Source organism: Pseudomonas sp. HLT2-19-2 (genome assembly GCF_054898005.1).
In genome coordinates, this window is record NZ_CM142712.1 from 5,519,066 (window position 1) to 5,541,432 (window position 22,367).

A 22,367-nucleotide genomic window follows, 5' to 3' on the forward strand; every position below is an offset into this window, starting at 1 on the left:
TCCATGCTAGAAGCGCTCTCCATCTCCCTGAACAAAGCCGCCGTGTTCGGGTTTGTTGCGTACATCCTCGGCGCCGCCGTGCTGTTCGCGCTGTTCCAGTTCATCTACACCCGAATCACTCCGCACAAGGAGTTTGAACTGATCCGTTCGGGCAACGTCGCGGCCGCAATCGCTTTGGGCGGTGCGCTCATCGGTTTCGCGATACCGGCCAGCAATGTGATTGCCTACTCGATCAGCCTGCTCGACTTTGTCGTCTGGTCGCTGATCGCCGCCGTCGTGCAACTGCTGGCGTTCCTGGTGACTAGCCTGGTCTTGAAAGGCACGTCGGAACGCATCAAGAAAGGTGAAATCGCGGCGGGTGTCTATGTCGCAGCCGTGGCCATCAGCGTCGGCATGTTGAACGCCGCCTGCATGACCCCTACCCCGAACTGATCGCGCAGGGAGCTCCCGATGAAACGAAGCAAGTACGTTCAACTGTCGCTGGCCGCCTCGGTCGCCATGGCAATATCCGGCTGCGGGCCGACGGAAAAAACCTACCCGGTGCAGAAGAAGTACAACTTCCAGTCCGTCCAGCAATGTGCCGATGAAAAACTCCCGGTAGACGTCTGCTCTGACGCCTACATGGCTGCCATGACGGAGCATCGGCGCATTGCGCCGGTCTACGACAATCAGGCCGATTGCGACGCGGACTTTGTCGCAGACTGGTGCCAGCAAGATTCCACCGGCAAGTTCATCCCGAAACTGGGCGGTTTCGAACTGACCGCTGATGGCGAAGTGACGCAGTCCCAAGTGGACGCGGCCAAGGCCCAACTGCCCGCCTCGGAAGCGAACAGTGGTGGCTCCGGATTCTCCGGCACCAGCCTGCTGACCGGTTTGCTGATCGGCAACATGCTGAGCAACAACCGCAACAGCTTTTACTCGCAACCGGTGTATCGCTACCGCGATGACCGCGGCGGTTACTCGTCTTCCACGCTCAGCCAGCGGATTGCCAAGGGCTCGACCTTTACCAAGTCCAATCAGGCGAGGTACGGCAGCAGCAACTACGCCGATTCGATTCGTTCCGCCAGCAAGCCGGTGTCGGTTGCCTCGTCCACCTCCCGTGGCGGTTTCGGCAGCAAGGCCAGCGCACGCAGTGGCTGGGGCGGCGGCGGTTCGAGCAGTTAAGGAAACCGGGCCATGAAAAAGATTCTCTGCGCAGAACGTCATGACTGGAAACAGACCGCCGACAGTCTCGGATTTCTGTTCCACACCATCGACGATGAACCCTATTGGGACGAGAGCGCGTATTACCAGTTCACGCTTAAGCAGATCGAAAACGATCTCGAAGACCCGACCACCGAAATTCATGAGATGTGCATGGACCTGGTAGCCCGGGTGGTTCAGAGCGAAGAGTTGCTGGAGCGCCTGAGCATTCCTGCGCCGTTCTTCGACATGATTCGGACTTCATGGCTCGAAGGCCACCCGCACCTCTATGGGCGCATGGACTTCTCGTATAACGGCACCGGACCGGCAAAATTGCTGGAACTCAACTACGACACGCCGACCAGCCTCTATGAAGCGGCAGCGTTTCAGTGGGGCTGGCTGGAGCAGTGCATCGGACGCGGCTTGTTGCCCAAGCATGCCGACCAGTTCAACAGCATTGACACCAAACTGCATCAGGCCTTCGCCCAGCTACAGCTTAAACAGCCTTTCTATTTCGCCTCGATGAAGGAGTCGGTCGAGGACAAGGGCACCACCGATTACCTGCGCCTGATCGCCGAAAAAGTCGGAATAGAATCACGCCACATCGATCTTGAAGACATTGGCCTCACCAGTGACGGACGCTTCGTCGATCTGGAAGATCGCTGGATTCCTCACCTGTTCAAACTGCATGCGTGGGAGTTCATCTTCCACGAACCGTTCGGCGCAGCGATTGCCCAGAGTGATACGCAGTTTTTCGAGCCCGCGTGGAAATCCATCATTTCCAACAAAGGCATCCTGCCGCTGCTATGGGAGTCCAACAAAGGACACCCGAACCTGCTCGCCGCCCACCTGGATACCAATCCGAACACAGCGGTGCCCAAGGGCTGGGTGCGCAAACCGTTCTTCTCGCGGGAAGGCGCCAACATCGAGTTGCAAACCGCTGAGGGCCTGATCGTAAAAGAGGACGGCCCCTACACCGACGCGCCGTTTATCCTTCAGGAATTCGCCCCGTTGCCGCAGTTTGGCGACAGCTTCACGCTGGTTGGCTCGTGGGTGATTGGCGACCAAGCGGCCGGCATTGGCGTGCGGGAAGACAACAGTTTGATCACCAAGGATTCGAGCCGGTTTCTGCCGCATCTGATCCTCGACTGACAAATCCTTCGCCCACAAAAAAGGCCCGGCGCTGTTAGCGACGGGCCTTTTTGTTTAGATCGGTCGTACCCTAGAACGGAATATCGTCATCAAAGCTGTCGAAATCCGGAGCCGGTTGCGGAGCTGCCTGCTGTGGAGCTGGAGCCTGGCGCGACTGCTGCGGTGCCGACTGCTGCGGACGCGGAGCCTGTTGGCGTGGAGCCGGGGCGGACTGCTGGTAGTTATTGCCCCCGCCTTGTTGGTCGCCCTGCTGTGGACGGCCGCCCAGCAGTTGCATGGTGCCTTGCATGTCGACCACGATTTCGGTGGTGTAACGCTTGATACCGTCTTTTTCCCACTCGCGGGTCTGCAGCTTGCCTTCGATGTAGACCTGCGAACCTTTACGCAGGTACTCGCCGGCGATTTCGGCAACCTTGCCGAACATCGACACACGGTGCCATTCGGTCTTCTCGACCTTCTGACCGGTTTGCTTGTCGGTCCACTGTTCGCTGGTCGCCAGACTCAGGTTGGTCACGGCGTTACCGTTAGGCAAGTAGCGAACTTCGGGATCCTGGCCGCAAGTGCCGACCAATATGACTTTGTTAACCCCACGGGCCATAACGTTCTCCTAGGCTACGCACGCTGCCCCGGCCGGGTTGTTCACCAGGCGTTCAAGGGTGGTGCGATCCAATAGTTCGGTGTCCAATTTGATGTAAATCGCCGCTTCATCTTCGACGATCACTGCATCTGTTACCCCTACGACGGCCTTCAGGCGCTCGACCAGACCCGCTTCGCGGATCGCCTCGGGCGACAACGGCAAGCGCAGGCTCGTCACGTAGGGAGGTTCGCGCATGGTAACAGCAAAGGCCAGCCAGAGGGCAGCCAGACCGGCGCATCCCAGGAACACAACCGACAAACCGCCATGCTGGAACAACCAGCCGCCGAGGATGCCGCCCAGTGCCGAACCGAGGAACTGGCTGGTGGAATAAACCCCCATCGCCGTGCCCTTGCCGCCTGCCGGTGAAACCTTGCTGATCAGCGATGGCAACGAAGCTTCCAGCAGATTGAACGCGGTGAAAAACACCACCGTACCCATCACCAGAGCCCGCAAGCTATCGCCGAACTGCCAGAAGAATAGCTCAGTGAGCATCAGCGTCACGACGGCGCCGAGTAAAACTCGTTTCATTTTGCGTTTCTTCTCGCCATAGATAATGAACGGGATCATGGCGAAGAAGGAAATCAGCAGCGCGGTCAGGTACACCCACCAGTGCTGCTCTTTGGGCAGCCCGGCTTTTTCGACCAGCGCCAATGGCAACGCAACGAAGCTCGACATCAACATCGCGTGCAACACAAAAATGCCCAAGTCCAGACGCAGCAGGTCCGGATGCTTGAGTGTCGGTATCAGCGCCTGGCGCGCGACGCCGGATTCGCGATGCTGCAACGGGCCGTTGGCTCGCGGCACCATGAACATCACGATCACGATGCCGAACAGCGCCATGCCGCCCGTGGCGAGGAACAACCCGGACAGGCCGAAAGCGCGGGTCAGCAACGGGCCTACAACCATGGCGACAGCGAATGACAGACCAATCGTCATGCCGATCATGGCCATGGCTTTGGTCCGATGCTGTTCGCGGGTCAGGTCTGACAGCAACGCCATCACCGCCGCGGAAATCGCCCCGGCACCTTGCAGGATCCGTCCGGCGATCACGCCCCAGATCGAGTCGGCATTGGCCGCCAGCACGCTACCGAGAGCGAAGATGATCAACCCCAGGTAAATCACCGGACGACGGCCGATGCGGTCGGAAATAAAGCCGAAAGGAATCTGAAAGATCGCCTGGGTCAGGCCGTAAGCGCCAATCGCCAGCCCGATGAGGGCCGGGGTCGCTCCTGCCAGATCCATCCCATAGGTCGCCAGTACCGGCAACACCATGAACATGCCAAGCATACGGAAGGCGAACACCAGGGCCAGACCGCTTGCTGCGCGGGTCTCGCTGCCACTCATGCGTTCGCTGTGGGGATCGTGCATGGAAAAACCTCATGTGAACCGGCGGCGATTCTACCAGTCCCATCGATTGACGGGGTATATCGCGACGCTTTGACGCGCTCTGCTGACAGAGTCTTCACGTAAGACTGCAACCCGCTCATTTGATAGTGTGCATCCATCCAGTATTTGGCCGTATACTCCTACGTTTTCGACGCCCGCCGAGCGAGGCCACTTTGGACAAGATCCTGATTCGTGGGGCCCGAACCCACAACCTGAAGAACATCGACCTGACCCTGCCACGGGACAAACTGATCGTCATCACCGGCCTGTCCGGATCCGGCAAATCGTCCCTGGCATTCGACACGCTGTATGCCGAAGGCCAGCGCCGTTACGTCGAATCGCTGTCGGCCTACGCCCGGCAGTTCCTGTCGATGATGGAAAAACCTGACGTCGACACCATCGAAGGTTTGTCGCCAGCCATTTCCATCGAACAGAAGTCGACCTCACACAACCCGCGTTCGACGGTCGGCACCATCACCGAAATCTACGATTATCTGCGCCTGCTTTACGCTCGCGTGGGTATTCCGCGCTGCCCGGATCACGATATTCCGCTGGAAGCCCAGACCGTCAGCCAGATGGTCGACCTGGTCCTGGCTCAACCGGAGGGTAGCAAACTGATGCTGCTGGCCCCGGTGATCCGCGAGCGTAAAGGCGAGCACCTGTCGGTTTTTGAAGAATTGCGTGCACAGGGTTTTGTGCGGGCCCGGGTCAACGGCAGGCTTTGCGAGCTGGACGAGTTGCCGAAGCTGGATAAACAAAAGAAACATTCGATCGATGTGGTGGTCGACCGCTTCAAGGTCCGCGCCGACCTGCAACAGCGCCTGGCCGAGTCGTTCGAGACCGCCTTGAAGCTGGCGGACGGCATCGCTTTGGTAGCGCCAATGGACGACGAGCCCGGCGAAGAGATCATCTTCTCCGCGCGCTTCGCCTGCCCGATTTGCGGCCACGCCATCAGCGAGCTGGAACCCAAGCTGTTCTCTTTCAACAACCCGGCCGGCGCTTGCCCGACCTGCGATGGCCTGGGCGTTAAGCAATTCTTCGACATCAAGCGATTGGTGAATGGCGAACTGACGCTGGCGGAAGGCGCGATTCGCGGCTGGGACCGGCGCAACGTCTATTACTTCCAGATGCTCGGGTCGCTGGCCTCACACTACAAATTCAGTCTTGAAGTACCGTTCAACGATCTGCCGGCCGATCAGCAGAAGTACATCCTGCACGGCAGCGGTTCGCAGAACGTCGACTTCAAGTACCTGAACGACCGTGGCGACATCGTCAAACGCTCGCACCCGTTCGAAGGCATCGTGCCGAACCTGGAACGTCGCTACCGCGAAACCGAGTCAGCCTCGGTGCGCGAAGAGCTGGCCAAGTTCCTCAGCACACAGCATTGCCCGGATTGTCGTGGCACGCGCCTGCGTCGAGAGGCGCGGCACGTTTGGGTAGGCGAGAAGACGCTGCCGGCAGTGACCAATCTGCCGATTGGCGACGCCTGCGAATATTTTGGCGTGCTGAAGCTGACTGGCCGTCGCGGCGAAATTGCCGACAAGATTCTCAAGGAAATCCGTGAGCGTCTGCAGTTCCTCGTCAACGTAGGCCTCGATTATCTGTCGCTGGATCGCAGTGCCGACACCTTGTCCGGCGGTGAGGCTCAGCGTATTCGTCTGGCCAGTCAGATTGGCGCGGGCCTGGTTGGCGTTCTGTACATCCTCGACGAACCATCGATTGGCCTGCACCAACGGGACAACGATCGCCTGCTCGGCACGCTCAAGCACCTGCGTGACATCGGCAACACGGTGATCGTGGTCGAGCACGACGAAGATGCAATTCGTCTGGCCGACTACGTGGTGGATATCGGGCCCGGCGCAGGTGTACACGGCGGACATATCGTCGCCGAAGGTACGCCGGCCGAGGTTATGGCTCATCCCGATTCGCTGACCGGCAAATATCTGTCGGGGCGGGTGAAGATTGCCGTTCCGGCCAAACGAACGCCCCGTAACAAGAAGTTGTCGCTTTCCCTCAAGGGCGCTCGCGGCAACAACTTGCGCAATGTCGATCTGGACATTCCAATTGGTCTGCTGACTTGCGTCACCGGCGTATCCGGCTCGGGCAAATCGACGCTGATTAACAACACGCTGTTTCCTTTGAGCGCCACGGCACTCAACGGTGCAACGACGCTTGAAGCGGCTGCTCACGACAGCATTAAAGGTCTGGAGCATCTGGATAAGGTTGTCGACATCGATCAAAGTCCGATCGGACGCACGCCACGCTCAAACCCGGCGACGTACACCGGGCTGTTCACACCGATTCGCGAACTGTTTGCCGGTGTTCCGGAGTCCCGCTCACGCGGTTATGGTCCTGGACGCTTCTCCTTCAACGTGAAGGGCGGGCGTTGCGAAGCTTGTCAGGGCGATGGCCTGATCAAGGTGGAAATGCACTTCCTGCCGGACATCTATGTCCCGTGCGACGTCTGCAAGAGCAAGCGCTACAACCGCGAGACTCTGGAGATCAAGTACAAGGGCAAGAACATCCACGAAACCCTCGAGATGACGATCGAGGAGGCGCGAGTGTTCTTCGATGCGGTTCCGGCCCTGGCGCGCAAGCTTCAGACGTTGATGGATGTCGGCCTTTCGTACATCAAGCTCGGGCAGTCAGCGACCACGCTGTCGGGTGGTGAAGCCCAGCGGGTGAAGCTGTCCCGCGAACTGTCCAAACGCGATACCGGCAAGACGCTGTATATCCTCGACGAGCCGACAACCGGCCTGCACTTCGCAGATATCCAGCAATTGCTCGACGTGCTGCACCGCCTGCGGGATCACGGCAATACCGTGGTGGTGATCGAGCACAACCTGGACGTTATCAAGACTGCCGACTGGTTGGTGGATCTTGGACCGGAGGGCGGTTCCAAGGGCGGCCAGATCATTGCTGTCGGTACGCCGGAAGAAGTGTCGGAGATGAAGCAGTCTCACACCGGCTTCTACCTCAAGCCGCTGCTGGCTCGCGACAAAGCCTGAATCAGGCCCACGAAAAAGCCCCTGTCACTTCATCGGTGACAGGGGCTTTTTTGTAGACGGCGGAATCAGAACTGCGATTGCAGGTAATTCTCCAGCCCGATCAACTTGATCAGACCCAGCTGCTTCTCGAGCCAGTAGGTGTGATCTTCTTCAGTGTCGTTCAGCTGAATACGCAGCATCTCGCGGCTGACATAGTCTTTGTGAAGCTCGCAGAGCTCGATGCCCTTGCAGAGTGCGGCGCGGACTTTGTATTCCAGTCGCAGGTCGGCAGCGAGCATATCAGGCACTGTGGTGCCGACATCCAGGTCGTCCGGCCGCATGCGCGGAGTGCCTTCGAGCATGAGAATTCGGCGCATCAGGGCGTCAGCGTGCTGCGCCTCTTCTTCCATCTCGTGGTTGATACGTTCGTAGAGCTCGGTGAAACCCCAGTCCTCGTACATCCGCGAATGGATGAAATATTGATCACGCGCCGCCAGCTCGCCGGTCAGCAACGTGTTGAGGTAATCGATTACGTCTGGGTGGCCTTGCATCGCCCTACATCTCCCTGCTTGAAAGTCTGTAGTTTGAACCAAGCAGACTGTTTGGTCACTCTGCCTGCGGGATAAAAGCGAAGATATTCTGAGAAAAGTGGTTTAAATAACGTAAAAACCGCCCAAATGAGGGCGGTTCTACTTCTCGTTTAGACTTCGTTAAGCTGTACGCCCAACGCCGTTGCGATTGCTTCTCCATACGCCGGGTCGGCCCTGAAGAAATGCTGTAATTGACGATCAATCACGTCGCCGGAAACGCCGCCCATGGCGCCGACAATGTTGCTGACCAGCAGAGCTTTCTGCTCGTCACTCATCAGACGGAACAGCGCACCGGCGTGGCTGTAATAATCGGTATCTTCGCGATGATCGTAACGATCCGCCGCGCCGCTAAGGGCCAGCGCTGGCTCTGCATAACGAGGCGCTTGTTTCGGCGACTCAACGTAGCTGTTCGGCTCATAGTTTGGTGTCGCACCACCATTGCTGCCAAACGCCATCGAACCATCGCGCTGATAGCTGTTTACCGAGCTGCGAGGTGCGTTCACCGGCAATTGCTGGTGGTTGGTGCCAATACGGTAGCGGTGAGCATCGGCGTAAGCGAACACTCGACCCTGCAGCATGCGGTCAGGCGACAAACCGACACCCGGGACCATGTTGCTCGGACCGAACGCCGCTTGCTCGACTTCAGCAAAGTAATTCTGGGGGTTGCGATTAAGCTCCAACTCGCCCACTTCGATCAGTGGAAACTCTTTCTGCGACCAGGTCTTGGTCACGTCAAACGGGTTCTCGTAGTGCGCCGCGGCCTGATCCTCGGTCATGATCTGGATGCACACGCGCCATTTCGGGAAATCACCGCGCTCGATCGCGCCGAACAGATCACGCTGCGCATAATCCGGGTCGGTCCCGGCCAGGCGTGCCGCTTCTGCCGGTGCCAGGTTTTTGATCCCTTGCTTGGTCTTGTAGTGCCACTTCACCCAGTGACGCTCGCCATTGGCGTTGATCAGGCTGTACGTATGGCTGCCGAAGCCGTGCATGTGGCGGTAGCCATCAGGAATGCCGCGATCCGAGAACAGAATGGTGACCTGGTGCAACGCCTCAGGCGAATGCGACCAGAAGTCCCACATCATTTGTGCGCTTTTCAGATTGCTTTGCGGCAGACGTTTTTGAGTGTGAATAAAGTCCGGGAATTTCAAAGGATCGCGGATGAAGAATACTGGCGTGTTGTTGCCGACGATGTCCCAATTACCTTCTTCGGTGTAGAACTTCAGGGCAAAGCCACGTGGATCGCGCTCGGTGTCAGCCGAACCGCGTTCGCCGCCGACGGTGGAAAACCGCAGGAACGTTGGCGTTTGCTTAGCGACGGATTCAAACAGTTTGGCGCTGGTGTACTCGGTGATGTCACGAGTCACGGTGAACGTACCGTAAGCACCTGAGCCTTTGGCGTGTACACGACGCTCAGGGATGTTTTCACGGTTGAAGTGGGCAAGCTTCTCGATCAGGTGGAAGTCGTCAAGCAGCAGTGGGCCACGAGGGCCGGCGGAGCGCGAATTCTGGTTGTCGGGGACGGGAGCGCCACTGGCGGTGGTAAGCGTTTTATTTTGGCTCATGCGATCTCTTCCTCTGTCAGTCTTAACTGCCGGCTAATCGGCTGAGAGGGAGTATTGATCACGAACGTTACACCTACAAATTCATTAACCTTTACGAACCGATAGAAAAATACTAATGACGATCATTTGCGCAGGCAACGATGCTTTTCGAGCGCGCACAAAAAACCGGGCACTAGGCCCGGTTCTTCGTTTCAGACTGACGTCTTACTCAGCGGATACAGCTTCACCACCGGCAGGACGATCAACCAACTCGACGTACGCCATAGGCGCGTTGTCGCCAGTGCGGAAGCCGCACTTGAGGATGCGCAGGTAGCCACCCTCACGGGTAGCGTAACGCTTGCCCAGGTCGTTGAAGAGCTTACCAACGATAGCTTTCGAACGAGTACGGTCGAAAGCCAGACGGCGGTTAGCCAGGCTGTCTGTCTTGGCCAAAGTGATCAGCGGCTCAGCAACGCGACGCAGTTCTTTAGCTTTCGGCAGTGTAGTTTTGATCAGCTCGTGCTCGAACAGCGACACTGCCATGTTTTGAAACATGGCCTTGCGGTGCGAGCTAGTGCGGCTCAGGTGACGACCACTTTTACGATGACGCATGGTTCATTCCTTACCAAACACGACGTTCGGTGATTACGACGATCAGGCAGTCGCCTTGTCGTCCTTCTTAAGACTTGCAGGCGGCCAGTTGTCGAGGCGCATGCCGAGGGACAGACCGCGGGAGGCCAGAACGTCCTTGATTTCAGTCAAGGATTTCTTGCCAAGGTTCGGAGTCTTCAACAGCTCTACTTCGGTACGCTGAATCAGGTCACCGATGTAGTAGATGTTTTCCGCCTTAAGGCAGTTAGCCGAACGTACAGTCAGTTCCAGATCGTCAACCGGGCGAAGCAGGATCGGATCGATCTCGTCTTCCTGTTCGACAACCACTGGCTCACTGTCACCTTTGAGGTCGACGAACGCAGCCAACTGCTGTTGCAGAATGGTTGCAGCACGGCGAATAGCCTCTTCAGGATCCAGGGTACCGTTGGTTTCCAGATCAATAACCAGCTTGTCCAGGTTAGTACGCTGCTCGACACGGGCGTTTTCCACCACGTATGCGATACGGCGAACCGGGCTGAACGAAGAGTCAAGCTGCAAGCGACCGATGCTGCGGCTTTCGTCTTCATCGCTCTGACGCGAGTCTGCCGGTTCATAACCACGACCACGAGCTACGGTGAGCTTCATGTTCAGGGCGCCGTTAGACGCCAGGTTAGCGATTACGTGATCGGGGTTAACGATCTCGACATCATGATCCAGCTGAATATCGGCAGCGGTAACCACCCCCGAACCCTTCTTCGACAAGGTCAGCGTAACTTCGTCACGACCGTGCAGCTTGATAGCCAGACCTTTAAGGTTCAACAGGATTTCAATTACGTCTTCCTGTACGCCTTCGATGGCGCTGTACTCATGGAGTACACCGTCAATCTCGGCCTCGACTACTGCACAGCCGGGCATTGAGGACAACAGGATGCGGCGCAGCGCGTTGCCCAGGGTGTGGCCGAAACCACGCTCGAGAGGCTCGAGAGTGATCTTGGCGCGGGTTGGACTGACAACCTGCACATCAATATGGCGGGGTGTCAGGAACTCATTTACCGAAATCTGCATGGATGCACCTATTTTCTAGCCCTTACTTGGAGTAGAGCTCGACAATCAGGCTTTCGTTGATGTCGGCGGACAGATCACTGCGAGCTGGAACGTTCTTGAAAACGCCCGACTTCTTCTCAGTGTCTACTTCTACCCATTCTACGCGGCCACGTTGGGCACACAGATCGAGAGCTTGGACAATGCGAAGTTGGTTCTTTGCTTTCTCGCGAATCGCGACCACGTCACCAGCACGAACCTGGTACGACGGCACGTTTACGGTTTGACCGTTAACGCTTACGGATTTGTGCGATACCAGCTGACGGGATTCGGCACGAGTAGAGCCAAAACCCATACGGTATACAACGTTGTCCAGACGGCATTCGAGCAGTTGCAGCAGGTTTTCACCGGTTGCACCTTTCTTGCCAGCTGCTTCTTTGTAGTAGCCGCTGAATTGACGCTCGAGAACGCCGTAGATACGACGGACCTTCTGCTTTTCACGCAGTTGGGTGCCGTAATCGGACTGGCGACCGCGGCGTTGGCCGTGGATACCAGGTGCTGCTTCAATGTTGCACTTCGATTCGATCGCGCGCACGCCGCTCTTCAGAAAGAGATCGGTGCCTTCGCGACGAGCGAGTTTGCATTTTGGACCAATGTAACGAGCCATTCTTTACAATCTCCTGGATTACACGCGGCGCTTCTTCGGCGGACGGCACCCGTTGTGCGGGATTGGCGTCACGTCGGTGATGCTGGCGATCTTGTAGCCACAGCCGTTCAAAGCGCGGACTGCAGATTCACGACCTGGGCCTGGACCTTTGACGTTGACGTCGAGGTTTTTCAGACCGTATTCCAGCGCAGCTTGACCAGCACGTTCAGCAGCTACTTGAGCAGCGAACGGGGTGGACTTGCGGGAACCGCGGAAACCCGAACCACCGGAGGTAGCCCAGGAAAGAGCGTTGCCTTGACGGTCGGTGATGGTCACGATTGTGTTGTTAAAAGAAGCATGGATGTGGGCAATGCCATCAACCACTGTCTTTTTAACTTTTTTACGAGGACGAGCAGCAGGTTTAGCCATGATTAATTTCCTGTCGATTCGCTGGGGCGATTACTTGCGGATCGGCTTACGCGGACCTTTACGGGTACGCGCGTTGGTCTTGGTACGCTGACCGCGCACTGGAAGACCACGACGATGACGCAGACCGCGATAGCAACCGAGGTCCATCAAACGCTTGATTTTCATGTTGATTTCGCGACGCAGGTCACCTTCAGTGGTGAACTTCGCCACTTCGCCACGCAGCTGTTCAATCTGCTCGTCGCTCAGATCTTTGATCTTTGCGGCTGGGTTTACCCCAGTCACTGCACAAATCTTCTGCGCAGTAGTGCGACCAACACCATAGATGTAGGTCAGCGAGATAACAGTATGCTTGTTATCTGGAATGTTAACGCCTGCAATACGGGCCATTCAGTGGGACTCCAATTGACAGCTACCTACGCCCCGGAAGCCAAGAAATAGGGCGCGAGATAATATCGCTGTAATAACAAATAATCAACCCGGCAGCGCACTAGCTGCCGGGCTTGAAGCACAATCACACTCAGCCTTGGCGCTGTTTGTGACGCGGTTCCGCGCTGCAAATTACTCGAACAACACCTTCGCGGCGAATAATCTTGCAGTTACGGCACAGCTTTTTCACCGATGCACGAACTTTCATCACCAACTCCTCGAACCTTATGGGTACTCAGCGCAACATGCCGCTGCCGTAACCCTTCAGGTTGGCTTTCTTCATCAGGGATTCGTACTGGTGCGAAACGAGGTGCGATTGTACTTGGGACATGAAGTCCATCACAACCACGACGACGATCAGCAACGAGGTCCCGCCAAGGTAGAACGGAACGTTTGCTGCAACCACCAAGAACTGGGGCAACAGGCACACGGCCGTCATATATAGAGCACCGAACAAGGTCAAACGAGTCAGCACGCCATCAATATAGCGCGCAGACTGCTCACCTGGACGGATACCCGGAATAAAGGCACCGGACTTCTTCAGGTTTTCCGCTACGTCTTTCGGATTGAACATCAACGCCGTATAGAAGAAGCAGAAGAAAATAATCCCTGCACTAAACAGCAGAATATTCAACGGCTGACCAGGAGCGATCGACTGCGAGATGTCCTGCAGCCAGCCCATACCTTCAGACTGACCAAACCAGGTCCCCAACGAAGCCGGGAACAGCAAAATGCTGCTCGCGAAAATGGCTGGAATAACACCAGCCATGTTCACTTTCAACGGCAAGTGGCTGGTCTGCGCAGCGAAGACCTTGCGGCCCTGCTGGCGCTTGGCGTAATGAACAGCAATACGACGCTGACCACGCTCAATGAACACCACGAAACCGATAATCGCTACTGCCAACAAACCGATGGCAACCAAGGCGAAAATATTGATATCACCCTGACGCGCAGACTCGAAAGACTGCCCAATTGCCCTCGGAAGACCGGCGACGATACCTGCGAAAATCAACATCGAGATACCGTTGCCAACACCACGCTCAGTAATCTGCTCACCCAGCCACATCATGAACATCGCACCAGCCACAAAAGTGGATACCGCGACGAAATGGAAGCCAAAGTCACCAGTGAACGAAACGCCCTGCCCTGCCAGACCAATGGACATGCCAATTGCCTGAACGAGAGCGAGAACGACAGTGCCGTAGCGGGTGTACTGGGCAATCTTGCGACGCCCAGCCTCACCTTCCTTCTTCAACTGCTCCAGCTGCGGGCTCACGGCGGTCATCAGCTGCATGATGATCGATGCCGAAATGTACGGCATGATCCCCAGTGCAAAGATGCTCATCCGCTCCAGCGCGCCGCCGGAAAACATGTTGAACAAGCTAAGAATGGTCCCCTCATTCTGTCGAAACAGGTCCGCGAGTCGGTCCGGGTTGATACCTGGAACCGGGATGTGTGCGCCTATTCGGTAGACGATAATCGCCAGGAACAGAAAACGCAGACGAGCCCAGAGTTCAGACATACCGCCTTTGCCGAGCGCAGAGAGAGCACCTTGCTTAGCCATTTATTCCTCGAACTTGCCGCCAGCTGCTTCGATAGCCGCACGCGCACCTTTGGTGGCGCCGATTCCCTTTCCGATGGTAACAGCGCGAGTAACTTCGCCGGACAGCATGATTTTCACACGCTGTACGTTGACGTTGATCACGTTGGCATCTTTCAGGGACTGCACGGTGACGATGTCGCCTTCCACTTTAGCCAGCTCGGACAGACGCACTTCTGCGCGGTCCATGGCCTTCAAGGAAACGAAACCGAACTTCGGCAGGCGACGATGCAGCGGCTGTTGACCGCCTTCAAAGCCTGGAGCAATGGTGCCACCGGAGCGGGAGGACTGACCTTTGTGGCCACGGCCACCGGTCTTGCCCAAACCACTACCGATACCACGGCCCGGACGATGCTTTTCGCGACGGGAACCCGGCGCTGGACTCAGATCATTGAGTTTCATCGATTAACCCTCGACACGCAGCATGTAGTAAGCCTTGTTGATCATCCCGCGATTCTCGGGAGTATCAAGTACTTCTACAGTGTGACCGATGCGACGCAGACCCAGACCCTTAACGCACAGTTTGTGGTTAGGGATGCGGCCGGTCATGCTTTTGATCAGCGTAACTTTAACGGTAGCCATGATCAGAAGATCTCCTTGACGCTTTTGCCACGCTTGGCGGCAATGGATTCAGGAGACTGCATAGCTTTCAAACCTTTGAAAGTGGCGTGAACCACGTTTACCGGGTTAGTCGAGCCGTAGCACTTGGCCAGAACGTTCTGAACACCAGCAACTTCGAGGACAGCACGCATAGCGCCGCCAGCGATGATACCGGTACCTTCAGAAGCAGGCTGCATGTACACCTTCGAAGCGCCATGGGCGGACTTCATTGCGTACTGCAGAGTGGTGCCGTTCAGGTCAACTTGGATCATGTTGCGGCGAGCAGCTTCCATTGCCTTCTGGATCGCAGCAGGCACTTCACGCGACTTGCCACGGCCGAAGCCAACACGCCCTTTACCATCACCAACCACGGTCAACGCAGTGAAAGTGAAGATACGGCCGCCTTTAACGGTTTTGGCTACGCGGTTAACTTGAACCAGCTTCTCAATGTAGCCTTCGTCGCGCTTTTGGTCGTTATTTGACATAACTTAGAACTCCAGCCCAGCTTCACGAGCAGCATCAGCCAGCGCCTTGACGCGACCGTGGTACTTGAAGCCAGAGCGGTCGAAAGCCACCTGCGAGACGCCAGCGGCTTTTGCACGCGTAGCGACCAGCTGGCCAACCTTAGTGGCCGCGTCGATGTTGCCAGTGGCGCCATCACGCAGTTCTTTATCCAAAGTCGAGGCACTTGCCAGGACTTTGTTGCCGTCGGCCGAAATGACCTGGGCGTAGATGTGCTGCGACGAGCGGAACACGCAGAGACGCACGACTTCGAGTTCGTGCATTTTCAGGCGTGCTTTGCGAGCGCGACGCAGTCGAGTAACTTTTTTGTCGGTCATTTGCTATGCCCTACTTCTTCTTGGCTTCTTTACGACGGACGACTTCGTCCGCGTAGCGCACACCTTTGCCTTTGTACGGCTCTGGTGGACGGAAGTCGCGGATCTCGGCGGCCACTTGACCTACCAGCTGCTTATCGATGCCCTTGATCAGGATATCGGTCTGGCTAGGAGTCTCAGCGGTGATGCCTTCCGGCAGTTCATAATCCACTGGGTGCGAGAAGCCAAGAGCCAGGTTCAGCACTGTGCCTTTTGCTTGCGCTTTGTAACCAACACCGACCAGCTGGAGCTTGCGCTCGAAGCCTTGGCTTACGCCTTGGACCATGTTGTTTACCAACGCACGAGTGGTACCAGCCATTGCGCGAGTTTGTTGATCGCCATTGCGAGCAGCGAAACGCAGCTCACCAGCTTCTTCAACAATCTCAACGGACGAATGGATGTTCAGTTCGAGAGTGCCCTTGGCACCCTTCACCGAAAGCTGTTGGCCTGCGAATTTTACTTCGACACCGGCTGGCAGCTTAACGGGGTTCTTAGCGACGCGTGACATGCTTATCCCCCCTTAGAACACAGTGCAAAGAACTTCGCCGCCGACACCGGCAGCGCGCGCAGCACGATCCGTCATCACACCTTTGTTGGTGGAGACGATAGACACACCGAGACCGCCACGAACTTTTGGCAGATCATCGACGGACTTGTACTGACGCAGGCCTGGACGGCTAACGCGCTTCACTTCTTCGATGACCGGACGACCTTCGAAGTACTTCAGCTCGATGGACAGCAGTGGTTTGATTTCGCTGCTGATCTGATAACCCGCAATGTAACCTTCGTCCTTCAGGACTTTGGCAACAGCTACCTTCAACGTAGAAGATGGCATGCTTACGACGGACTTTTCAGCCATCTGGGCATTACGGATTCGAGTTAGCATGTCCGCTAACGGGTCCTGCATACTCATGGGCTAGACGCTCCTAATACAAAAAAATTAGCCTTGCGGCTACTACTTGTCGCCGAGTGCATCCGTGCGAAAAAAGCACGGGCTCAGGCGAGCCGGGTATTCTAGACACACCCCACAAATGAATCAAGCCCCAATAGGGGCTTGATTCAAGTTCAAGGTCACCGGTGGTCAGGATCTTGCGATTCGGACCACCGAGACTTTGATAGTGCTTACCAGCTGGCTTTAACCAGACCAGGTACGTCACCACGCATTGCAGCTTCACGCAGTTTGTTACGGCCGAGGCCGAACTTGCGGTAAACGCCGTGTGGACGACCGGTCAGGCGGCAGCGGTTACGCATGCGCGAAGCGCTTGCGTCACGTGGCTGCTTCTGCAGAGCTACTGTAGCTTCCCAACGCGCTTCTGGACTTGCGTTCAGATCAACGATGATAGCTTTCAGTGCTGCACGCTTTTTGGCGTACTTGGCAACCGTGAGCTGACGCTTCAGCTCGCGGTTTTTCATGCTCATCTTGGCCATTTTCCTACTCCAATCAGTTGCGGAACGGGAATTTGAAAGCACGCAGCAGCGCGCGACCTTCATCATCGTTCTTGGCAGTGGTGGTCAGGGTAATGTCCAGACCGCGGAGAGCATCGATCTTGTCGTAGTCGATTTCCGGGAAGATGATCTGCTCTTTAACGCCCATGCTGTAGTTACCACGACCATCGAAGGACTTGGCATTCAGGCCGCGAAAGTCGCGGACCCGAGGCAGGGAGATCGACAGCAGACGATCCAGGAATTCGTACATACGCTCACGGCGCAGGGTCACTTTGACGCCGATCGGCCAACCTTCACGGACTTTAAAGCCAGCGATGGATTTCCGAGCGTAGGTCACAACGACTTTCTGGCCGGTGATCTTTTCCAGGTCAGCAACAGCGTGCTCGATGACTTTTTTGTCGCCGACCGCTTCGCCCAGACCCATGTTCAGGGTGATTTTGGTAACGCGTGGAACTTCCATCACGTTCGAAAGCTTAAGTTCTTCCTTAAGTTTCGGTGCGATTTCCTTCCAGTAAATCTCTTTTAGTCGTGCCATGGTCTTCTACCTAGCAGTGTTCAAGCATCAACCGCTTTTTGGGTCGACTTGAAGACACGAATTTTCTTACCGTCTTCTACTTTGAAACCAACGCGATCAGCCTTGTTGGTTTCGCCGTTGAAAATGGCAACGTTGGAAGCGTGCAGTGGCGCTTCTTTTTCGACGATACCGCCTTGTACGCCCGACGCAGGGTTTGGCTTGGTATGACGCTTAACCAGGTTCAGACCACCAACGACCAGACGGTCGTCAGCGAGAACCTTAAGCACCTTACCGCGCTTACCTTTGTCTTTGCCGGCGATCACGATGATCTCGTCGTCACGACGAATCTTTTGCATGTCGGATCTCCTTACAGCACTTCTGGGGCGAGCGAGACGATCTTCATGAACTTCTCAGTACGAAGTTCACGGGTCACTGGCCCAAAGATACGGGTGCCGATCGGCTCTTGCTTGTTGTTCAGAAGAACAGCAGCGTTGCCATCAAAGCGGATAATGGAGCCATCAGCACGGCGAACGCCGTGGCGAGTGCGGACTACAACAGCAGTCATCACTTGGCCTTTTTTCACTTTACCGCGAGGAATTGCTTCCTTCACGGTAACTTTGATGATGTCACCGATACCAGCGTAACGACGATGGGAGCCACCCAGCACCTTGATGCACATAACACGGCGAGCGCCGCTGTTATCGGCCACATCGAGCATGGATTGAGTCTGAATCATATAATTTCTCCGACCCCTAGTCCTTAGACTTCCACAGCGCGTTCGAGAACATCAACCAGCGCCCAAGACTTGGTCTTGGCCAAAGGACGAGTTTCACGAATAGTGACTTTGTCGCCGATGTGGCACTGATTGGTTTCGTCGTGCGCGTGCAGCTTAGTCGAACGCTTAACGTATTTACCGTAGATCGGGTGCTTAACGCGACGCTCGATCAGAACGGTGATGGTTTTGTCCATCTTGTCGCTGACAACACGGCCAGTCAGCGTACGGACAGTTTTTTCGGCTTCAGCCATGATTACTTACCTGCCTGCTGGTTAAGCACAGTCTTCACGCGAGCGATGTCACGTTTAACTTGCGAGAGCAGATGAGACTGCCCCAACTGGCCAGTTGCTTTCTGCATACGCAGATTGAACTGGTCGCGCAGCAGGCCGAGCAGTTGCTCGTTCAGCTGCTGTGCGGATTTTTCACGAAGTTCATTCGCTTTCATCACATCACCGTCCGTTTAACAAAGGCGGTGGCGAGCGGCAGCTTTGCAGCAGCCAGGGCAAAAGCCTCACGCGCCAGCTCTTCAGTAACACCCTCGATTTCATACAGGACTTTGCCTGGCTGAATCTGGGCAACCCAGTATTCGACGTTACCCTTACCTTTACCCATCCGAACTTCGAGTGGCTTTTTGGTTACAGGCTTGTCCGGGAATACACGGATCCAGATCTTGCCGCCACGTTTAACGTGACGGGTCAGTGCACGACGCGCTGACTCGATCTGACGAGCGGTGAGACGACCACGAGCTACAGACTTCAGCGCATATTCGCCGAAGCTGACTTTGCTACCGCGCTGAGCCAAGCCACGGTTGTGGCCAGTCATCTGCTTGCGGAACTTCGTACGCTTTGGTTGCAACATTTGGCGTACCCCTTACTTAGCAGCTTTTTTACGAGGCGCTGGTGCTTGTGGTTTCAGTTCTTCTTGGCGACCACCAATTACTTCGCCTTTGAAGATCCAAACCTTTACACCGATCACACCATAAGTGGTGTGAGCTTCGTAGTTGGCATAGTCGATGTCGGCACGCAGGGTGTGCAGTGGCACACGACCTTCGCGATACCATTCAGTACGTGCGATTTCAGCACCGCCGAGACGACCGCTCACTTGGATTTTGATGCCTTTGGCACCAATGCGCATGGCGTTCTGAACAGCGCGCTTCATAGCGCGACGGAACATTACGCGACGCTCCAGCTGCTGAGCTACGCTCTGCGCAACCAGCATACCGTCGAGCTCCGGCTTACGGATCTCTTCGATATTGATGTGCACAGGCACACCCATTTGCTTGGTCAGGTCCTGACGCAGTTTCTCAACATCTTCACCTTTCTTCCCGATAACGATACCTGGACGAGCGGTGTGGATGGTGATACGTGCAGTCTGAGCCGGACGATGGATATCGATACGGCTTACGGACGCGCTTTTTAGTTTGTCTTGGAGATACTCGCGCACCTTCAGATCAGCGAACAAATAGTCCGCATAAGTCCGACCGTCTGCGTACCAGACGGAGGTGTGCTCCTTGACGATTCCCAGGCGAATGCCAATGGGATGTACTTTCTGACCCATCTCTTCGACTCCGTTACTTGTCAGCAACCTTGACAGTGATATGGCAAGACCGCTTGACGATGCGATCAGCACGGCCTTTGGCACGTGGCATGATTCGCTTCAGCGAACGCCCTTCGTTGACGAAAACGGTGCTGACTTTAAGGTCATCAACGTCTGCGCCTTCGTTATGCTCGGCGTTGGCTACGGCCGACTCCAGCACTTTCTTAATGATCTCGGCGGCTTTCTTACTGCTGAAAGCCAACAGGTTGAGCGCTTCGCCCACCTTCTTCCCGCGGATCTGGTCGGCGACCAAGCGGGCTTTCTGGGCGGAGATTCGAGCGCCCGACAACTTAGCGGCTACTTCCATCGTTCCTTACCCCTTAACGCTTGGCTTTCTTGTCTGCCACGTGCCCACGATATGTGCGGGTACCGGCAAACTCGCCTAGTTTGTGGCCGACCATGTCTTCGTTCACGAGAACTGGAACATGTTGACGACCGTTATGCACTGCAATGGTCAGACCGACCATTTGTGGCAGGATCATGGAACGGCGCGACCAGGTTTTAACTGGTTTGCGATCGTTCTTTTCCGCCGCCACTTCGATCTTCTTCAGTAGGTGAAGATCAATAAAAGGACCTTTTTTCAGAGAACGTGGCACTGTCGTATCCCTCTATTTACTTGCGACGACGGACGATCATTTTGTCGGTACGCTTATTACCACGAGTCTTCGCGCCCTTAGTCGGGAAGCCCCATGGCGATACCGGATGACGACCACCAGAGGTACGACCTTCACCACCACCATGTGGGTGGTCAACCGGGTTCATGGCAACACCACGAACGGTTGGGCGAACGCCACGCCAGCGTTTGGCACCAGCTTTACCCAGCGAACGCAGGCTGTGCTCGGAGTTCGAGACTTCACCCAGGGTCGCGCGGCATTCAGCCAGCACTTTACGCATCTCACCAGAACGCAGACGCAGGGTCACGTAGACACCTTCACGAGCGATCAGCTGAGCCGAAGCACCAGCGGAACGAGCGATTTGCGCGCCTTTACCTGGCTTCAATTCGATGCCGTGTACGGTGCTACCAACTGGAATGTTACGCAGTTGCAGAGCGTTGCCCGGCTTGATCGGTGCCAGAGCACCTGCGATCAGCTGGTCGCCAGCACTCACGCCTTTAGGGGCGATGATGTAGCGACGCTCGCCATCTGCGTACAGCAGCAGAGCGATGTGAGCAGTACGGTTTGGATCGTATTCAATACGCTCGACAGTGGCAGAGATGCCATCTTTGTCGTTGCGACGGAAATCGACCAGACGATAATGCTGCTTATGGCCACCACCAATGTGACGAGTGGTAATGCGACCATTGTTGTTACGACCACCAGTCTTCGATTTTTTCTCGAGCAGCGGTGCGTGAGGAGCGCCTTTATGGAGCTCCTGGTTGACCACCTTGACCACAAAACGGCGGCCAGGGGAAGTCGGTTTGCATTTAACGATTGCCATGATGCACCCCTTCCTTACTCAGCACTGCTGCTGAAATCGAGATCTTGGCCTGGTTGAAGGGAGATAACTGCCTTCTTCCAGTCATTACGCTTGCCCAGACCGCGAGCAGTGCGCTTGCTCTTACCCAGAACATTCAGGGTAGTAACACGCTCTACTTTCACGCTGAACAGGCTTTCGACGGCCTTCTTGATTTCCAGCTTGGTTGCGTCAGTTGCAACCTTGAAAACGAACTGGCCTTTCTTGTCAGCCAGAACCGTAGCCTTCTCGGAAACGTGCGGGCCAAGCAGAACTTTAAATACGCGTTCCTGGTTCATCCCAGCAGCTCCTCGAATTTCTTCACGGCCGACACGGTGATCAACACCTTGTCGTATGCGATCAGACTAACTGGATCGGAACCTTGCACGTCACGTACATCAACGTGTGGCAGGTTGCGAGCAGCCAGGTACAGGTTCTGATCAACCACTTCAGACACGATCAAGACGTCAGTCAGGCCCATGCCGGTCAGTTTGTTCAGCAGATCTTTGGTCTTCGGTGCATCAACAGCGAAGTCCTGAACCACAACCAGACGATCAGTACGCACCAGCTCAGCAAGGATGGAACGCATTGCTGCGCGATACATCTTCTTGTTCAGCTTCTGGGTGTGATCCTGAGGACGAGCTGCGAAAGTGGTACCGCCGCCACGCCAGATTGGGCTACGGATAGTACCGGCACGAGCACGGCCAGTACCTTTCTGACGCCACGGGCGCTTACCGCCACCACGAACGTCGGAACGGGTCTTTTGCTGCTTGCTACCCTGACGGCCGCCGGCCATGTAGGCCACGACTGCTTGGTGAACCAGCGTCTCGTTGAATTCGCCGCCAAATGTCAGTTCGGAAACTTCGATCGCTTGAGCGTCATTTACATTTAATTGCAT

General features: G+C 56.1%; 34 protein-coding genes. 4 read left to right on the plus strand and 30 right to left on the minus strand.

The genetic code is table 11. From position 1 onward, the window contains the following. The first annotated feature begins 3 nt into the window (after positions 1 to 3). The 3 genes from ACYZTU_RS25945 to ACYZTU_RS25955 are packed head-to-tail and all read left to right on the plus strand — an operon-like array spanning position 4 to position 2,334. Positions 4 to 432 carry a DUF350 domain-containing protein gene (locus ACYZTU_RS25945; RefSeq protein ID WP_131062034.1) on the plus strand — a complete coding sequence of 143 codons (429 nt, stop codon included), beginning with the start codon at positions 4 to 6 and terminating at the stop codon, positions 430 to 432. Between the two features lie 18 nt (positions 433 to 450). Beyond that, on the plus strand, positions 451 to 1,164 hold the full coding sequence (locus tag ACYZTU_RS25950; protein ID WP_309676303.1) for a DUF1190 domain-containing protein: 714 nt from the start codon (positions 451 to 453) through the stop codon (positions 1,162 to 1,164). A 12-nt stretch (positions 1,165 to 1,176) separates the two neighbouring features. Next, positions 1,177 to 2,334: a glutathionylspermidine synthase family protein gene (locus tag ACYZTU_RS25955; protein WP_461966586.1), complete on the plus strand. Its 1,158-nt coding sequence runs from the start codon at positions 1,177 to 1,179 to the stop codon at positions 2,332 to 2,334. Between the two features lie 70 nt (positions 2,335 to 2,404). On the opposite strand, the gene ACYZTU_RS25960 is transcribed toward ACYZTU_RS25955, so the two are convergent. Both ACYZTU_RS25960 and ACYZTU_RS25965 read right to left on the minus strand, forming a co-directional pair. Beyond that, a complete protein-coding gene (locus tag ACYZTU_RS25960; RefSeq protein ID WP_016969466.1) occupies positions 2,405 to 2,932 on the minus strand; it encodes a single-stranded DNA-binding protein in 528 nt (175 codons plus the stop codon). 9 nt (positions 2,933 to 2,941) lie between these two features. After that, the gene (locus tag ACYZTU_RS25965; protein ID WP_461966588.1) at positions 2,942 to 4,339 is read right to left on the minus strand and encodes an MFS transporter; all 1,398 of its coding nucleotides are present in this window, start codon (positions 4,337 to 4,339) and stop codon (positions 2,942 to 2,944) included. Positions 4,340 to 4,530: 191 nt separating this feature from the next. Here ACYZTU_RS25965 and uvrA point away from each other — a divergent pair, with 191 nt between their 5' ends. Further along, the gene (gene uvrA, locus ACYZTU_RS25970) at positions 4,531 to 7,365 is read left to right on the plus strand and encodes an excinuclease ABC subunit UvrA (protein ID WP_461966590.1); all 2,835 of its coding nucleotides are present in this window, start codon (positions 4,531 to 4,533) and stop codon (positions 7,363 to 7,365) included. 65 nt (positions 7,366 to 7,430) lie between these two features. On the opposite strand, the gene bfr is transcribed toward uvrA, so the two are convergent. From bfr to rplD, 28 genes are all read right to left on the minus strand, one after another. Further along, the gene (gene bfr, locus ACYZTU_RS25975) at positions 7,431 to 7,895 is read right to left on the minus strand and encodes a bacterioferritin (RefSeq protein ID WP_123365585.1); all 465 of its coding nucleotides are present in this window, start codon (positions 7,893 to 7,895) and stop codon (positions 7,431 to 7,433) included. A gap of 149 nt (positions 7,896 to 8,044) precedes the next feature. Beyond that, on the minus strand, positions 8,045 to 9,499 hold the full coding sequence (locus ACYZTU_RS25980) for a catalase (protein WP_461966592.1): 1,455 nt from the start codon (positions 9,497 to 9,499) through the stop codon (positions 8,045 to 8,047). Positions 9,500 to 9,703: 204 nt separating this feature from the next. Then, positions 9,704 to 10,090 (minus strand): 50S ribosomal protein L17, encoded by a 387-nt coding sequence (gene rplQ, locus ACYZTU_RS25985; protein WP_008145500.1) that lies wholly within the window; start codon positions 10,088 to 10,090, stop codon positions 9,704 to 9,706. Positions 10,091 to 10,132: 42 nt separating this feature from the next. After that, on the minus strand, positions 10,133 to 11,134 hold the full coding sequence (locus tag ACYZTU_RS25990; RefSeq protein ID WP_003186012.1) for a DNA-directed RNA polymerase subunit alpha: 1,002 nt from the start codon (positions 11,132 to 11,134) through the stop codon (positions 10,133 to 10,135). A gap of 22 nt (positions 11,135 to 11,156) precedes the next feature. After that, on the minus strand, positions 11,157 to 11,777 hold the full coding sequence (gene rpsD, locus ACYZTU_RS25995) for a 30S ribosomal protein S4 (RefSeq protein ID WP_003210056.1): 621 nt from the start codon (positions 11,775 to 11,777) through the stop codon (positions 11,157 to 11,159). A gap of 18 nt (positions 11,778 to 11,795) precedes the next feature. Next, entirely contained in the window at positions 11,796 to 12,185 is a 390-nt protein-coding gene (rpsK, locus tag ACYZTU_RS26000) for a 30S ribosomal protein S11 (RefSeq protein ID WP_002555466.1), read from the minus strand. A gap of 30 nt (positions 12,186 to 12,215) precedes the next feature. Next, entirely contained in the window at positions 12,216 to 12,572 is a 357-nt protein-coding gene (rpsM, locus tag ACYZTU_RS26005) for a 30S ribosomal protein S13 (RefSeq protein ID WP_003186020.1), read from the minus strand. Positions 12,573 to 12,702: 130 nt separating this feature from the next. Next, on the minus strand, positions 12,703 to 12,819 hold the full coding sequence (rpmJ, locus tag ACYZTU_RS26010; RefSeq protein WP_002555468.1) for a 50S ribosomal protein L36: 117 nt from the start codon (positions 12,817 to 12,819) through the stop codon (positions 12,703 to 12,705). A 27-nt stretch (positions 12,820 to 12,846) separates the two neighbouring features. Then, positions 12,847 to 14,175 carry a preprotein translocase subunit SecY gene (secY, locus tag ACYZTU_RS26015; RefSeq protein WP_008073883.1) on the minus strand — a complete coding sequence of 443 codons (1,329 nt, stop codon included), beginning with the start codon at positions 14,173 to 14,175 and terminating at the stop codon, positions 12,847 to 12,849. Beyond that, positions 14,176 to 14,613, minus strand: a complete 438-nt coding sequence (rplO, locus tag ACYZTU_RS26020) for a 50S ribosomal protein L15 (RefSeq protein ID WP_007896782.1) — start codon at positions 14,611 to 14,613, stop codon at positions 14,176 to 14,178. A 3-nt stretch (positions 14,614 to 14,616) separates the two neighbouring features. After that, positions 14,617 to 14,793 carry a 50S ribosomal protein L30 gene (rpmD, locus tag ACYZTU_RS26025; RefSeq protein WP_003186033.1) on the minus strand — a complete coding sequence of 59 codons (177 nt, stop codon included), beginning with the start codon at positions 14,791 to 14,793 and terminating at the stop codon, positions 14,617 to 14,619. Positions 14,794 to 14,795: 2 nt separating this feature from the next. Continuing rightward, positions 14,796 to 15,296: a 30S ribosomal protein S5 gene (rpsE, locus tag ACYZTU_RS26030; RefSeq protein WP_003186035.1), complete on the minus strand. Its 501-nt coding sequence runs from the start codon at positions 15,294 to 15,296 to the stop codon at positions 14,796 to 14,798. 3 nt (positions 15,297 to 15,299) lie between these two features. Further along, a complete protein-coding gene (rplR, locus tag ACYZTU_RS26035; protein ID WP_003186037.1) occupies positions 15,300 to 15,650 on the minus strand; it encodes a 50S ribosomal protein L18 in 351 nt (116 codons plus the stop codon). 10 nt (positions 15,651 to 15,660) lie between these two features. After that, a complete protein-coding gene (gene rplF, locus ACYZTU_RS26040) occupies positions 15,661 to 16,194 on the minus strand; it encodes a 50S ribosomal protein L6 (protein ID WP_003176412.1) in 534 nt (177 codons plus the stop codon). A 12-nt stretch (positions 16,195 to 16,206) separates the two neighbouring features. After that, the gene (rpsH, locus tag ACYZTU_RS26045; RefSeq protein WP_003186040.1) at positions 16,207 to 16,599 is read right to left on the minus strand and encodes a 30S ribosomal protein S8; all 393 of its coding nucleotides are present in this window, start codon (positions 16,597 to 16,599) and stop codon (positions 16,207 to 16,209) included. 209 nt (positions 16,600 to 16,808) lie between these two features. Next, positions 16,809 to 17,114 carry a 30S ribosomal protein S14 gene (gene rpsN / locus ACYZTU_RS26050; RefSeq protein ID WP_003176414.1) on the minus strand — a complete coding sequence of 102 codons (306 nt, stop codon included), beginning with the start codon at positions 17,112 to 17,114 and terminating at the stop codon, positions 16,809 to 16,811. Positions 17,115 to 17,127: 13 nt separating this feature from the next. Next, entirely contained in the window at positions 17,128 to 17,667 is a 540-nt protein-coding gene (rplE, locus tag ACYZTU_RS26055; protein WP_003176415.1) for a 50S ribosomal protein L5, read from the minus strand. 20 nt (positions 17,668 to 17,687) lie between these two features. Beyond that, positions 17,688 to 18,002 carry a 50S ribosomal protein L24 gene (gene rplX / locus ACYZTU_RS26060; protein WP_033059465.1) on the minus strand — a complete coding sequence of 105 codons (315 nt, stop codon included), beginning with the start codon at positions 18,000 to 18,002 and terminating at the stop codon, positions 17,688 to 17,690. A gap of 11 nt (positions 18,003 to 18,013) precedes the next feature. Next, the gene (gene rplN, locus ACYZTU_RS26065) at positions 18,014 to 18,382 is read right to left on the minus strand and encodes a 50S ribosomal protein L14 (protein WP_002555479.1); all 369 of its coding nucleotides are present in this window, start codon (positions 18,380 to 18,382) and stop codon (positions 18,014 to 18,016) included. A 23-nt stretch (positions 18,383 to 18,405) separates the two neighbouring features. Then, the gene (gene rpsQ, locus ACYZTU_RS26070; RefSeq protein WP_003176419.1) at positions 18,406 to 18,672 is read right to left on the minus strand and encodes a 30S ribosomal protein S17; all 267 of its coding nucleotides are present in this window, start codon (positions 18,670 to 18,672) and stop codon (positions 18,406 to 18,408) included. Between the two features lie 2 nt (positions 18,673 to 18,674). After that, positions 18,675 to 18,866: a 50S ribosomal protein L29 gene (gene rpmC / locus ACYZTU_RS26075; RefSeq protein WP_002555481.1), complete on the minus strand. Its 192-nt coding sequence runs from the start codon at positions 18,864 to 18,866 to the stop codon at positions 18,675 to 18,677. Next, complete coding sequence (gene rplP / locus ACYZTU_RS26080) at positions 18,866 to 19,279, minus strand: 50S ribosomal protein L16 (RefSeq protein WP_461966594.1); 414 nt, start codon at positions 19,277 to 19,279, stop codon at positions 18,866 to 18,868. Before rplP ends, rpmC begins: the two co-directional genes overlap by 1 nt. Positions 19,280 to 19,291: 12 nt before the next feature. Then, the gene (gene rpsC, locus ACYZTU_RS26085; protein WP_003176422.1) at positions 19,292 to 19,978 is read right to left on the minus strand and encodes a 30S ribosomal protein S3; all 687 of its coding nucleotides are present in this window, start codon (positions 19,976 to 19,978) and stop codon (positions 19,292 to 19,294) included. A 13-nt stretch (positions 19,979 to 19,991) separates the two neighbouring features. Next, positions 19,992 to 20,324 (minus strand): 50S ribosomal protein L22, encoded by a 333-nt coding sequence (gene rplV, locus ACYZTU_RS26090; protein ID WP_003210077.1) that lies wholly within the window; start codon positions 20,322 to 20,324, stop codon positions 19,992 to 19,994. 13 nt (positions 20,325 to 20,337) lie between these two features. Then, positions 20,338 to 20,613, minus strand: coding sequence for a 30S ribosomal protein S19 (rpsS, locus tag ACYZTU_RS26095; RefSeq protein ID WP_002555486.1), 276 nt, complete (start codon positions 20,611 to 20,613; stop codon positions 20,338 to 20,340). A gap of 16 nt (positions 20,614 to 20,629) precedes the next feature. Further along, positions 20,630 to 21,454, minus strand: coding sequence for a 50S ribosomal protein L2 (rplB, locus tag ACYZTU_RS26100; protein ID WP_003176423.1), 825 nt, complete (start codon positions 21,452 to 21,454; stop codon positions 20,630 to 20,632). Positions 21,455 to 21,468: 14 nt separating this feature from the next. Then, complete coding sequence (gene rplW / locus ACYZTU_RS26105) at positions 21,469 to 21,768, minus strand: 50S ribosomal protein L23 (protein ID WP_002555488.1); 300 nt, start codon at positions 21,766 to 21,768, stop codon at positions 21,469 to 21,471. Next, entirely contained in the window at positions 21,765 to 22,367 is a 603-nt protein-coding gene (rplD, locus tag ACYZTU_RS26110; RefSeq protein WP_007896707.1) for a 50S ribosomal protein L4, read from the minus strand. The genes rplW and rplD overlap by 4 nt, the downstream gene beginning before the upstream one ends.